The 14510-nt window shown below is 38.0% G+C and carries 12 protein-coding genes; 7 read left to right on the top strand and 5 right to left on the bottom strand.

The annotated features are described in order from the left end of the window. Positions 1-67 precede the first annotated feature (67 nt). The 4 genes from Q4496_RS02440 to Q4496_RS02455 all read right to left on the bottom strand — a co-directional run bounded on the left by Q4496_RS02440 (position 68) and on the right by Q4496_RS02455 (position 7128). Complete coding sequence (locus Q4496_RS02440; protein ID WP_303609874.1) at positions 68-1579, bottom strand: DUF3360 family protein; 1512 nt, start codon at positions 1577-1579, stop codon at positions 68-70. A gap of 328 nt (positions 1580-1907) precedes the next feature. Further along, positions 1908-4721 carry a DNA polymerase I gene (gene polA / locus Q4496_RS02445; protein WP_215971755.1) on the bottom strand — a complete coding sequence of 938 codons (2814 nt, stop codon included), beginning with the start codon at positions 4719-4721 and terminating at the stop codon, positions 1908-1910. Positions 4722-5364: 643 nt separating this feature from the next. Beyond that, positions 5365-5769, bottom strand: coding sequence for a hypothetical protein (locus Q4496_RS02450; protein WP_215971754.1), 405 nt, complete (start codon positions 5767-5769; stop codon positions 5365-5367). 75 nt (positions 5770-5844) lie between these two features. After that, complete coding sequence (locus tag Q4496_RS02455; protein WP_303609875.1) at positions 5845-7128, bottom strand: glycerophosphodiester phosphodiesterase family protein; 1284 nt, start codon at positions 7126-7128, stop codon at positions 5845-5847. Between the two features lie 181 nt (positions 7129-7309). On the opposite strand from Q4496_RS02455, the gene Q4496_RS02460 reads away from it, so the two are divergent. The 3 genes from Q4496_RS02460 (at position 7310) to Q4496_RS02470 (ending at position 8158) form a co-directional block, all read left to right on the top strand. After that, positions 7310-7417 carry a transposase gene (locus tag Q4496_RS02460; RefSeq protein ID WP_215971752.1) on the top strand — a complete coding sequence of 36 codons (108 nt, stop codon included), beginning with the start codon at positions 7310-7312 and terminating at the stop codon, positions 7415-7417. Between the two features lie 34 nt (positions 7418-7451). Beyond that, on the top strand, positions 7452-7631 hold the full coding sequence (locus tag Q4496_RS02465) for a hypothetical protein (RefSeq protein ID WP_303609876.1): 180 nt from the start codon (positions 7452-7454) through the stop codon (positions 7629-7631). 269 nt (positions 7632-7900) lie between these two features. Next, positions 7901-8158 (top strand): hypothetical protein, encoded by a 258-nt coding sequence (locus Q4496_RS02470; RefSeq protein ID WP_303609877.1) that lies wholly within the window; start codon positions 7901-7903, stop codon positions 8156-8158. Between the two features lie 175 nt (positions 8159-8333). Here the strand turns inward: Q4496_RS02470 and gorA are convergent, their stop codons facing one another. Beyond that, positions 8334-9701, bottom strand: coding sequence for a glutathione-disulfide reductase (gorA, locus tag Q4496_RS02475; protein WP_215971750.1), 1368 nt, complete (start codon positions 9699-9701; stop codon positions 8334-8336). Positions 9702-9919: 218 nt separating this feature from the next. On the opposite strand from gorA, the gene prlC reads away from it, so the two are divergent. The 4 genes from prlC (at position 9920) to Q4496_RS02495 (ending at position 14443) form a co-directional block, all read left to right on the top strand. After that, the gene (gene prlC, locus Q4496_RS02480) at positions 9920-11983 is read left to right on the top strand and encodes an oligopeptidase A (protein WP_303609878.1); all 2064 of its coding nucleotides are present in this window, start codon (positions 9920-9922) and stop codon (positions 11981-11983) included. A gap of 38 nt (positions 11984-12021) precedes the next feature. Beyond that, positions 12022-12777, top strand: a complete 756-nt coding sequence (locus Q4496_RS02485; protein ID WP_303609879.1) for a DNA-3-methyladenine glycosylase I — start codon at positions 12022-12024, stop codon at positions 12775-12777. A 71-nt stretch (positions 12778-12848) separates the two neighbouring features. After that, entirely contained in the window at positions 12849-13577 is a 729-nt protein-coding gene (locus Q4496_RS02490; protein ID WP_368411047.1) for a class I SAM-dependent methyltransferase, read from the top strand. 602 nt (positions 13578-14179) lie between these two features. After that, positions 14180-14443: a hypothetical protein gene (locus tag Q4496_RS02495; protein ID WP_215971746.1), complete on the top strand. Its 264-nt coding sequence runs from the start codon at positions 14180-14182 to the stop codon at positions 14441-14443. Positions 14444-14510: the final 67 nt, after the last annotated feature.

The raw sequence follows: 14510 nt of genomic DNA on the forward strand, positions 1-14510 counted from the left end.
TTGCAAATTAATTTAAAAATTTTTAGCACAGCCAAAAAATTTGGCTGTGCTTCAATGTTCAAATAAATTAGTGGCGGAAACTAGGAATTAAAGCAGGAATACCCGGTAGCAAGCCTACCAAAGCCATTACTGTCGTTAATAAAACAAACATCACACCTGGAATAATCCAACGGTTCATTTTACTTAGTTCCGAACTACGCTCTTTACACCCAATCAAGCCAAGGTTATCAAGTAATATAGTAAGTGCCCAACCAAAAGCAGGGTTAACAAGTGCAGAAGAGAATACAACGATTGCCGCTGATTGAGTCGTTTTACCTTCACGCGTCATTTCCATGCCAGCTTCAAGCAACGGGATGAATACTCCTACAATTAATGCAACACACAGCACCGGTTGCCATATTGCTAAATCCATAGGATACCCCCAAACACCCGCAATTACACAGAACAAAGCGGTTAGTAAAGCACCAGCAGGGATTGGGCGTTTAGCGATAGCAGCAGGTACCATATAGGTACCCCATGATGAAGCAAAGTTAGCGCCACCTAAAATAGAACCGAATGTTTGGCGAATAGAGGCACTTACCATAGTATCATCAATATTCATTTGTACTTTTTCAGTACGCTCTGGATAACTAATTTTTTGGAATACTTGGTGACCCAAGAAGTCAGGAGACCACATAGCTACCGCTAAAATAGCAAATGGTAGTACAACGATAAAGCTTTCTACCGTTGGTAAACCAAGCATCCAACCGGTATTCTCGCCCCACCAATACATTGGGTTCATGTTTGGTAAACCAGGGCTAGTGACAAATTCAAAAGGTGCGCCTAAAGCAAAAGCAAGCGTGCCACCTAGTATGCAGCTCAATGGTACTGCTAACCAACGTTTTCCTTTATGTTCAAGTAATGCATACAATAGAATAGTACTAAAAATGACCACAAAAGGAATGTGCGTCATACCAATGTCTTCACCCCAAGCGAACATTTTCTTCACTTGTGAAATTGTGCCTACAAACCCAAGATACAGTAATAGACCACCACAAACCCCTTTACTCGTTAGGTTTGCCAGCATACTGCCGCCTTTACTAATAGCCAAAATCAAACCAAATACACCAATGAGCAAACCAAACGCCATCGGGTGACCACCAGCAGCAACCACAATAGGAATAAGAGGAATAAGAGGGCCATGAGTACCAGCTAAGTTAGCCGTAGGCAGTAAAAAACCGGAGAAAAGAACAATAAAAATAGCTGCAATTAACAACTCATAACGTACGTTTTCTAAGACAAAACCGTCACCAAGTCCAAGAGGGGCAGCAAATGTTGCAGCAATTGCACCCACCATAACCACTTTACCAATAGTAGCGGCCATTGCCGGTATACTATCTTCTAATTCAAATCGATAATCTCTAAAAGGCAAATTAGGTCGCCAGCGTTTAGGTGACATAATTTGTAATTCGTGTTCTAAGTATTCTTCTCGAGTATTAAATGACGAACTAGATTTGTGTTGTTGCTCGTAATTCAGTTCATCGGCTTTTATTGGGGGTTGTGTTTTCTTATCGGGTATGGATTTAGACGTTTGGTCCATTGTTTTTCCTTTGTTCACGAACTAGAGAGAGTGCTAATGCATTTAAGCCCGATATCCTATATCAACATGGTTATTATTGCTAACAACAATAGCCAAAAAAACTCAATCATTAGTCGTAGTACCTAAGGAATTTGCTGCTAAAACAACCTAATTTTTACATCTGAATATTTTTTAACCTGCTTTAGCCTTCGATTATTTTTTATAGGCATTAGTTATTAGTATAGATAGGATTTTTTTACTAAGAGTCGGCACAGAATGATCGACCGCAAGCGGCCGATTTTTCATAGAATACGAATATAGCAGTTAAAGCGATGTGGAATAAATAAGACTAATGCGCTTCATCCCAGTTATCACCTACCCCCGCTTCAGCAATTAATGGCACGCTTAATGTTACCGCATTATTCATCAGATCGACTAATTTAGCAGTCACCTCTTCCACAATGTCTTGATGTATTTCAAAAATTAATTCATCGTGTACTTGCATCGTCATTTTTACCCGGTCATCATTTTTTTCATTCAACCACACAGAAACATCAAGCATGGCTTTTTTGATGATATCAGCTGCTGTGCCTTGCATAGGTGCGTTAATAGCAGCACGTTCAGCTCCTTTTCTTCGCATACCATTTTTTGATTTGATCTCAGGTAAATATAAACGGCGACCATATAAAGTTTCAACATAGCCTTGCTCACTAGCTTGCTCGCGAGTCTCTTCCATATATGTTAAAACACCAGGGTAACGTTGGAAGTATTTATCTTGATATTCTTGTGCCTGTTGACGGCCTATGCCTAACTGTTTTGCTAAACCAAAAGCCGACATGCCATAAATTAAGCCAAAGTTAATCGCCTTAGCGCTACGACGTTGATCCGTTGTAACCTCGTCTAATTCAACTGAAAAAATTTCAGCGGCTGTTGCTTTATGAATATCTTTACCTTCGCTAAAGGCAGTCACTAAGCCTTTGTCGTTAGATAAATGCGCCATAATACGTAATTCAATTTGAGAATAATCAATAGCAACAATTTTATAGTTTGTTGGCGCGATAAACGCTTGGCGAATTTTACGGCCTTGTTCGCTACGAATAGGAATGTTCTGTAGATTAGGATCGGTTGACGATAAACGTCCAGTTGCAGTGACAGCTTGATGATACGAAGTATGCACGCGACCTGTTTTAGTGCTCACCATTAAAGGTAGCTTATCGGTATAAGTAGACTTTAATTTACTTAACCCGCGGTTTTCTAAGATAACTTTTGGTAAAGGATAATCCAACGCTAACTCTTGCAATACCTCTTCCGCAGTAGAAGGCGCGCCTTTAGGCGTTTTCTTAATAACCGGTATTTTTAATTCTTCAAATAATATTTGTTGTAATTGCTTAGGCGACCCTAAGTTAAAACTTTTTCCTGCTAGGTTATGCGCCTCAATCTCTAACTCATTTAAGCGTTGACCAATACTGTGGCTTTGTTGATCAAGTACGTCACAGTCTATTAAAACCCCCGTTTGCTCCATTTTTGCCAACACAGGCATTAATGGCATTTCAATCTCATTATAAACACTTAATTGTTCCGGTAGTTGTTCAAGCGCAGGAAAAATAGCTTGATGCAAACGTAAAGTAATATCAGCATCTTCTGCAGCGTAATAACCCGCTTTTTCAATATCTATTTGATTGAAGGTTAACTGCTTCGCACCTTTGCCTGCAACATCTTCAAACGATACCGTTTTATAGTCTAGATATTTAAGTGATAATGCATCCATATTATGTCGGGTTGCGACGCTATTATAACAATACGACTCCAACATAGTATCGAATGCCGCACCTTGTAATTGAATATCATAATGGCTTAAAACATTAGCATCGTATTTTAAATTCTGACCAATTTTTTTAATCTCAGTACTTTCTAGTAGAGGTTTTAATTGTGCTAACACCCAATCTAAATCTAATTGGTAAGGTGCATCGATATAATCATGAGCCAATGGTACATAAGCTGCTATTCCTGATTCTATCGCAAACGATAAACCTACCAACTCTGCTTTCATATAATCAACACTGGTCGTTTCAGTATCAAAAGCAAAAGCAGTGCAACCTTTAAGTTTTTCTAACCACGCATTAAAGCTGATTTTATCTAAAATAATATCGTATTTAGCATCGGAGACTTCTGTTGAAGTAACATCAACCTGATCTGCTTTACTAATTGGTGTATCTATTACGCTATCTTTAGAAGCTTTATTAATGGAACTACTGACTACTTGCTCACTTTTACTATTACCGCTTTCTTTACCTAGATCAGCTAACAAGCGCTTTAGCTCAAACTCTTGATAAAGTGAAGTGAGTGCTTCAACGTCTGGTTCTGTTGGTTGTAATTGCTCGACACTTTGCTCTAATTCCACATCACATTTGATTGTCGCTAACAGGTATGAAAGTGGCAGTTGATCAAGTGCCTCTCGTAAGTTTTCACCTATTTTACCTTTAACCTTATCAGCATTAGCGATCACTTCATCTAGTGTGCCATGTTCAGTTAACCATTTTACTGCTGTTTTAGGGCCACACTTAACTACGCCGGGAATGTTATCAACTTTATCCCCCATCAACGCAAGATAGTCGATTATTTGATCCGGTCGAACACCAAATTTTTCACTTACACCTGCTTCATCTAATTCAACCGCTGTCATTGTGTTGATCAAACGTACATGAGGCGTGACTAATTGTGCCATGTCTTTATCGCCCGTTGAGATCACGGTTTCTATACCTTGCTCACTCGCTTGTTTAGCTAAAGTACCAATAACATCGTCGGCCTCAACTCCTGGAATAACCAATAACGGCAACCCCATAGCACTAATAATATTATGTAAAGGAGCTATTTGCGTACGTAATTCATCCGGCATTGGTGGACGATTTGCTTTATATTCAGGATATAGATCGTTACGAAAAGTCTTCCCTTTCGCATCAAAAATTACGACTACATTGCCGTTTGGGTAGTCTTTTTTTAAACTACGGATCATATTCAAAACACCAGTGATCGCTCCCGTCGGTTGACCACTCGCTGTTGATAAAGCTTGTAAATATGGAACATGATAAGCGCGGAATAAATACGAAGAACCATCCACTAGAATTAAAGGTGATAATGGTGAATTTTCTGTCGAAGTTGTCATAAGAAATTTGTCTAAACAATAATATAGCGTAAGGATGCCATAAAGCGCGCTATAGCTCTACTACACTATGACATTTGTCACAAGATGAATGTGGATAACTTTGTTAATAAGCATAAAAAAGCGCCAGAAAAGTGATTGTCACTATTCTGGTGATTATATTCATGTTAATGATTTTATTGAAAAAAGATAGGAACGAGATCTTTTTAATGCACAATATTTTTTATTTTTATTTTTGTGGATAAATAAATTTATCTACGTGACGTTTTTGATTATATAAACAGCAACCAAGCAACTAACGTCAACAGAGATTATCAGAATTCCACAGCTTTACCAGTACATTGTTAAACTTTTTTTAAGGATTTATTACCAATTAAAATAACAAAAAAATATAAGCCTTTAGTAACAAGACTTTCAAACTAACTATTAAATTTTAGCGATGAAAAATTATTTTTTATTTTCAAAAATTAACGATGATATAGGTGAGAATATAAATTTTTCCCACTTAGTCTGGATATTTTATCACGCAATTTTTCCCCATAACAGCATGATAAAATCTGTTTATACATAATACTTATTTATCGTGATAATTTACGCATTCAATTTTGCGAACCTAACCTAGCATCAAACTATCTTCAGCTTGAGACTATTGGTTGTGTACTTCACCTGTTGTCTCATTGATAAATCCGTGACAAATATAACCAATAAGTAACTTAGGCTTTTTATTCATATATAAAAAATGTTCATAGCCTATCGAAAAAGCGAAGGGACTTGCATTGTAATCTGCATAATATTGATCTCGCCCTAAGCGCGCTTCGTTAACACCTGATGCAAAACCACTTAAAAAGTCTTCTCTATTAATAAGCCTCAAACAAACCAACCCATCATCATTATGTACAAGCTCTACCACACCTTCATCTACAAACTTGTTAACAACCGATTCATTAAAATAACCAGTGTACTGCTCAGTTTCAATATCATAAGAAACAGGTGAGCCATCGCCAGCTTCCATTAGTGAGGAAAATAGCTCTCTTACTTTTTTTGAAATCATTTATTCAGTTATTCCATCGCAACATTAAAAATAAATGGGAATGATACCTTAATTCCTACAAACCTATAATTGCTACTAATCCATCGCCATACAATTTGCATAATAAGTCACCGTTGCCGGCCAATCCGAAAATACACCGACGACACCTACCTGCTTTGCTAAAACATCTAACAACACCAGTACATCAGCTTCGCTACTTATTGCCTCTGTTATGCTTTGGTAATACCAACCTCCACCATTAGCAAGCAAACCTGACCGTTCAAGTGACCACGTAATAATCTTAAGTTCTGCAGCTTTAGCGGCCTTGGCATATGGTGATGGAATGATTGTCCCTTGAGAGTCTAATGTTACTAACATCCATAAAGGCGGTGCTATATATTCAACACCTTGATTTTTTAATTCCTGCATACTAGGTACCCACGTCTTTGGGTTATCAGGATCAAAATCAGCCGCTATATTTCTTTCATCAAGAAATATAGCTTGTTTACCAAATAACGGTGTCTGCGTTATCCAATATTTTACATCCGCCAGATTAAATGATTGTGGGTACACTTGATCAGCCGGAACGCCCGCAGCTATATATTCGTTTAACATTTTTTGTGCATAATCGGCTTGACTAAAACCGTTAAAAGGCATTTTTACACTGGCAGATTTTAATTCAGGTGACATTTTAACCCCTGCTTTTTTAAACATATCGATACTTTCAGCATGCGTCATTAATGTGCCTTTGCCCGAGTACAGATCTGTTCGCCAATTTGGTGTACCCGCCAAGTATTCTTCTACCGTGGTAGCTTGGGTATTGGCACCATCCATTTTTCCTTTAAGTGTTTTAAATTGCGCTAGTGTAATATCACTAGTACAACACATAGCGCTGGCAACAATACCATTAATTGGATCGGCTGGAGTAAAGGGCTGTGAACATTGTTTGGCAAGTTCAGGGATAGCCAATATATTTGTTGTGGTTGCTAAGTCGCATTGAGAATGACGACAGACTAAGGCTTGGTCTGAAGTAAAAGTAACATCACACTCTACTATGCCCGCCCCTGAGTCTATCGCGGCTTGATAAGACTCTCGAGTATGCTCTGGAAATAACAGCGGAGCGCCACGATGCCCTATTGAAAAATCAGAACGATAAAAGGTATTGTTTTTACACTGCTCTAATTTGGTTTTTAACTCACTGTCTTGCATTTCGTTAATTAAAAATAAGGGTCTTACCCCTACTTTAGCAACAACTTTATCCACCACATTGTTGCTTACTTCATTGATTGGGTTGGTAACATGACGACTACAGCCCGCTAAAACAAAAGAAGCGACTAAAAAAAGAACAAATTTGTATTTTTTAAGAAAACAGATAAACATAGCTGAACCTTGTATTTACGCTTAATAAAATATTACTTAATATTCTGCAGAATAGATAATAATTATGGCAGTTTAATGAATACTCGAGATCCTGAATCAAGTTCTATCTCTTATACACAAGAAGGGAACTAAATAGCTTTTTGTTGATCTGATCTAAAAATAATATATTTAGGTGATGCGTATGTTTATTTCAGATGTTAATGAATGGGCTAATTTTACATTTGGCCGTAGCGAGCTTGGTGACCCTAGAAGAACAAAGCGTTTAATTAAGTGCAAAGTTGGCAAGTAATATCGGTAATTCAATAAACGCAAAGGCGAAAGGTATGCTTATCCATTCGATTTTGATGGTTGATGCCGATTCAAATAAAACGTTAGGGCTTATTGAGCAAAATAGATGGGTGCGTGATACGGACACTTTTGGCTGTAGAAAAACGCGAGCTAACCGCCCCTTTGAAGAGAAAGAAAGTTATAAGTGGATAACAGCCTCTGAAAATATGTCTTAACGACTAGGTGACACCATCAATAAAACCATTTCACTGTGTGATAGAGAGGCTGATATTATCGAATACCTTCAATATAAAGTTGATAATAATCAACGATATCTTGTTAGAGCCACGTTTAATAGACCTTTAGAAAATGGTGCTCGATTGTATGATTATGCTGAAGATATAACGCCTTGCGGGACTTATGATGTGGTTGTTGCGCAACGCGGAGGACGTAAACAACGCACTGCTATTATGGACTTGAGCTACGAGAAGTTGGTCGCGATAGAATGCTTGCAAAAGAAAAGTGTACCGGCATATTTAACAGCCTTCAATGGCGGCTATTATGGGCTAAGACTGAAAGCAAGAAGGCAGCGAAAAACTTCACGCCAAGCGTAGAGTGGGCTTACCTCTCATTAGGTAAATTAGGTGGCTGGCAAAATAGTAAAAATAATAATATTGTCGGTTGGGAAGCATTATGGGAAGGGTGGAAAAAATTGGATATGCTTGTTGAGGGTTATGAAATGAGCCTATCTTTCGACTTGTGATCAAGAGATAGAATCAAGTTCAGGATGACGGTGTGGGACTTTAGGATGATCTAGTGCGGCTCAGAATAACAAAGGGGTATAGAGTAAAGGAGGTTCAATATGATGGGAAAAGCTGAGGATAGCTCAAATAGAGAACCGAACTATCCTTTTTAAACACTTATTTTCAGCATAAACCCTATAGGGTAACAAACTCTTCTGCTGACGTAGGATGAATTGCAATGGTGTTATCAAAATCAGCTTTAGTTGCGCCCATTTTCATTGCCACTGCAAAGCCTTGTAGTAACTCATCACTGCCAAAACCAATGCTATGTAAACCAACCACTTTTTCTTCAGCACCAGCACAAATAAGTTTCATACGAGTAGGGTCACGATAATCTTCCGTCACTGCTTGGTAAAGTGCTGTAAACTGTGAGTTATACACAGTGACATTCGCTTCACCATATTCTTCAATAGCTTCTTTTTCTGTTAAACCAACCGTACCAATAACGGGATGACTGAATACTACGGTAGCAATACCTGTATAGTCTAAATGTAGGTCAGGTTTGTTGTTAAACAAACGTTCACATAAACGTCGGCCTGCTGCCACTGCAACGGGAGTCAGCTGTGCACGCCCCGTATTATCGCCTACGGCATAAATACCTGGTACGTTAGTGTTTTGATATTTATCAGTTACGATGAAGCCTCGTTTATCAAGCTCTACGCCTGCAAGGTCTAAATTGATATTATCAGTTGCTGGCTCTCTACCAATAGCCCACACTACTTGCTCTACAGGGCCAATAGACTTGCCATTGGTAAGGTGTACTACCAATTGTCCGTCAGCTAATTTTTCAATACGTTCAGGTGTACTGTGATTATGTAACGTTGGACCATGTTTTGCCATTTGCTCAACTAAGGTATCACTTAGCATTTCATCAAACGTACGTAATGGTTTCTCATTTCTAACTAATAAATGTGTTTCTGTACCCAAACCATGAAAAACACCCGCTAATTCAACTGCAATATAACCAGCACCAATAACCGCGACTGATTTAGGTTGCTCTGTTAGCGCAAAAAATCCATCAGAATTAAGACCAAATTCAGCACCTTCAATGTTTGGAATTGACGGACGGCCTCCAGTAGCAATAGTGATATGATCTGCAGTATATAAAGTACCATCAACCTCTACCGTATTTTTGTCTACAAATTTAGCAAAACCTTGAATAACAGTAACATCATTAGCATCAAAACCACGCTGATAAGCAGCATGAATACGCTCAATGTAAGCTTCTCGGTTTTTAACCAAACGACCCCAATCAAAGCCGTTATTTTCTATTTTAAAATCACCTAAATTAAAACCATAATCGTGAGCATATTTTAATGCATCACTAATTTGTCCTGCATACCACATCGCTTTTTTAGGAACACAGCCAACATTTACACAAGTGCCACCTATATATTGTGCTTCTATCACCGCGGCCTTTTTACCTAATCGTGCGGCTCTATTCGCTGATGCGATTCCACCACTACCCGCGCCTATTGCTAAGTAATCAAAATGTTGTGTCATTGTATGTTCCAAAAAAAGTTAATTTATATTGCTTATGTTGTTATATCTGGGGATAAAACACAATTATTCAATTGAATTTCTCACTCAACAATAACAAATTAATCAAAAATTTGTGATGAATTGGCTGCACAATTGTCATCGCTAAGTAAATTTCACTTGAATATTGAATATTTGTCATCACATACTTTAGTATCGTTCATCTATTTATACTGACTATTATGACTAATCCTTTATTACCGCAAGCTATAAAAAATCTTGATTTACCTGCCTTCTCACAAATAAAACCAGCGCATATTAAGCCTGCGGTAGAGCAAGCTATAGCTGATTGTAAAAAAGTCATTAGTGACACATTAAGCAATAACACATTGTTTACATGGGAAAATTTAGTTTTACCAATAGACGAGGTAGATGACGTTTTATCTAAATTATGGTCACCCGTTTCTCATATGAATTCCGTACTAAGCAGTGATGAATTGCGTGAAGCTTACGAGTCTTGCTTACCTTTATTATCAGAATACGGTACTTTTGTTGGTCAAAACCAAAAATTATACCAAGCCTACCAAAGCTTAAAAGATGGTGAATCATTTAAAAATTTAGATACCGCTCAACAAAAAGTTATCACTAATGCCCTACGTGACTTTAAATTATCAGGCATCGCCCTTAATGATGAAGATAAAAAACGTTACGGCGAAATTGTGAGCCGCTTATCAGACTTAAGCTCAAATTATAGTAATAATGTTTTAGATGCGACTCACGCCTTCACTGTAAATATTACAGATGAAAAAGATTTGTCTGGATTACCTAAAAGTGCGCTAGCTGCTGCTAAAGCCTTAGCAGAAAGCAAAGACGAAACAGGTTATTCATTTACGCTAGATTTTCCTAGCTATTTACCAGTTATGACCTATTGCGATAATCGTGATTTACGTGAAAAGATGTACAGCGCCTTTGTTACCCGTGCTTCCGATCAAGGACCTAATGCAGGAGAGTTTGATAATAGTGCCATCATGAATGAAACGTTAGCACTACGTCATGAACTGGCAAACTTACTTGGTTTCTCTAACTACGGTGAAAAATCTCTAGCCACTAAAATGGCGAATAGTACCGATGAAGTAATGAGCTTTTTGCAAGGACTAGCAGTAAAGTCTCAGCATCAAGGCGAACAAGACATGCAAGAGTTAACAGACTTTGCACAAAGTGAATATAACCAAACCGAGCTGCAGGCTTGGGATTTAGCTTATTACAGTGAAAAATTAAAACATAGTCGTTATGCTATTTCTGACGAAGAACTACGCCCTTATTTCCCGAAAGACAAAGTAGTCAATGGCTTATTCGACGTTGTTCATAAACTATTTGGTTTAACAATTAAAGTACGTGAAAATGTAGATACCTGGCATAAAGATGTGTCTTTTTATGACGTTTTCGATAAAGCCGGTGAATTACGCGGCAGCTTCTACTTAGACTTATATGCTCGTGCTAAAAAGCGTGGTGGTGCGTGGATGGATGAATGTGTTGGTCGTCAGCAATTAGCTAACGGCGATATTCAATATCCTGTTGCTTACCTCACTTGTAATTTTAATGGCCCTATTGGTGATACACCTGCACTTTTCACTCATGATGAAGTAGTTACTCTTTTCCATGAGTTTGGTCACGGTTTACATCATATGCTGACACAAATTAATGTAAGTGGTGTCTCAGGTATTAGTGGTGTTCCTTGGGATGCAGTTGAGTTACCAAGTCAATTTTTAGAAAACTGGTGCTGGCAGCCAGAAGCACTTGCTTTTATATCAGGGCACTTTGAAACAGGCGAGCCATTACCACAAGAAATGCTTGATAAAATGTTAGCCGCGAAAAACTTTCAGTCGGCGATGCAAATGCTACGTCAATTAGAATTCAGTATTTTTGATTTTACTATGCATGCTAATTACCAGCCTGATGCAGAAAATAACAACACCTACATTCAAGATGCGTTAAATAAAGTACGCGAACAATATGCTGTAGTTAAAGCACCTGAATTTAATCGTTTCCAACACGGTTTCAGCCATATATTTGCAGGTGGTTATGCTGCAGGCTATTACAGCTATAAATGGGCAGAAGTATTATCTGCCGATGCTTTTGGTTTATTTGAGGAGCAAGGCATTTTCAATACAGATACCGGACAAGCCTTTTTAACCAATATTCTTGAAAAAGGCGGTAGTAAAGAGCCAAGCGAATTATTTAAAGCGTTCAGAGGTAGACCGCCAGAAATAGAAGCCTTGCTACGTCACTGCGGTATTAAAACATAAATTAAAGCATAAACTGAAATATAAGCTGAACAAAAATAATGACTATAGATACACACATTAATACCACAGAAAAATTTAGCCATTTATACCAGCGTGCTGCAGAAAGAAAAGGTGGCACGCATGCGTTGGAAGTATTACTTGGCCAAAAAATTGTTGGCAAAAAATTATTGCCTGATAGTGCTGCTCAAGAAAATGTGTCAAATTTAACTGATGACCGTATTTTATCGGCTTTTACCAAACAAATTTTTAAATCAGGTTTTGTTTGGCGTGTGGTAGAAAATAAATGGCCAGACTTTGAAGACAGCTTTTTCAATTTCAACATTGAAAAAGTGTTAATGATGCCTGAAGAAATGTTAGAGAAAAAGGCTGCCGATCCTAAAATAATTCGCAATTACAACAAAGTAAAAACTATTCAAGCCAATGCGCAAATGATTTTTGAACACCAAACAGAACATAATACCAGCTTTGCTCAGTTTATTGCCGAGTGGCCAACTACCGATATCATTGGTTTATGGACTTTTTTGAAAAAACACGGTAAACGCCTTGGCGGGAATACCGGCCCTTATGCTTTACGCTTGCTAGGCAAAGACACTTTTATTCTTAGTTCAGACGTTGAAGCTTATCTCAGAGCTCAAAAAGTGATTGATGGTGGCTTACAAAGTAAAAAAAGCTTAACGGCCATTCAAACTTACTTTAATCAGCTACAACAAGAGTCGGGTTACAGTCTTACTCAATTAAGCCGTTTAATCGCGCTTGCTAGTGGCGATAATTACGTTCATGTTGTACAAGCTTAATGACTAATTCACTCCTCCCAAATGTTGCTGTAGCGTATTGTGATGCCGTTAACAGCGATCAATGTAAACGTATTGCCAAGAAATGGAACCTAAACTACATAGGCGATGCGGCAGCAGCCAATAAACAACCACAGTTACATTTTCTATTACAGCTTAATCAACAAGCCTTAGAGCTGTTAAAATTAGACGAACCGAAACTAGGTGGCGTTAAAGTCGATTTTGTTGAAGGCGCTACTGCTCACCGCAGAAAGTTTGGCGGTGGCCGAGGTCAAGATATTGCAAAAGCCGTTGGACTAAAACACGGTTTTACGCCACATGTGTTAGATGCCACTGCTGGCCTTGGCAGAGATGCTTTTGTGCTAGCGGGCTTAGGTTGCCAAGTCACCTTAATGGAGCGTATGCCGATAGTGGCAGCTTTACTCGATGATGGCATAGAACGCGCAAAACTCAACAGCGAAGTAAGTGAAATAGCTAACCGCATGACACTTGTGCATGCTTCATCGATTGAAAACATGGACTTAGCACAGCAAGTCGATGTGGTTTATCTTGATCCTATGTACCCACACCGTGAAAAATCAGCGGCAGTAAAAAAAGAAATGCGCGTATTTCAATCATTAGTAGGTGAAGACCTCGATGCAGATGCACTACTTGAACCTGCCTTAGCCCTAGCTAAATATCGCGTGGTAGTTAAACGCCCTAGCTATGCGCCACCACTTAACAATATTAAACCAAGTACTTCAATCAAAATGAAGAAAAACAGATTCGATGTTTATGTTAAGCGAGCGATACCAAAAGTTTAAAACACTTGAGCACATGGATACCCGTTCCACTTGAAGATGCTCGTTTCAGTATGTCTGAGCGATTCATTATCAAGGCTCATTTTTTTATGAAGGGTTGTTCCCTGAAAAAGAAATGTAACGCAGAGTATGATTTGCTCAACCTTATGCAAGGGCTGGTTTAGAAACGCTTTATGCTGCGTTATTGATTTTGATAAGGGAATAACCATTGTCTTCGTACTGCGCCTTGAGCTAATTTCCTAGCTTAGCTCTGAAACGGCATATTCAAGTGGTTTGGGTATATTTATCAGATATAGAGGTGTTAACAGCTCAATTATACAGTCTCCTCATATTACTTTTTCTGCGTAATTCAACTGATTAGTTATTTTTCTCTAATAATGTTTTGATAAGGTTTTATTTAAATTGTTTAATATCAGTCGTTTATATTTTATTGATCTCATGAATATATTGCTATGGCTTTGATAAGCGACATTCTTTAGTAATCTATTTAATCTTGTACTCGTCAACAGCACTTAACTCTTCTGGGTAATAAAGGCTCGTGAGTAATTGCTATGGCTACTTATATTTCTATCATTTAATTACTCTAAATAGAGAAAGACTTTATCATGATCAATAGTATTAATTCAGCAATCCATAACAAATTAGCAATGGTTAGCTTTGCCATTTTATTAGCATCATTTTGTCAATCGGCAATTGGTGCTCAAATAACAAATGAACAAAAATATCAACTAATTAAGTCTGCAAAAGTCGATATTGAATCGACTATGCCTAAAATTATTGCGGATGTTGTAGCGGAAAATCAAACGAATATAACAACAAGCCAAAGCCAAACACTAGCAACGTTGCTATTGCCAACTTCAAGTAAATAAATTCAATAATTAGGGCAGCAAGCCTATTTTAAATCGTAAAATAAAGGGAATGTTATGTAATATTTAC

The sequence above is a fragment of the Colwellia sp. 5_MG-2023 genome (genome assembly GCF_030547795.1).
Taxonomy (GTDB): domain Bacteria; phylum Pseudomonadota; class Gammaproteobacteria; order Enterobacterales; family Alteromonadaceae; genus Colwellia.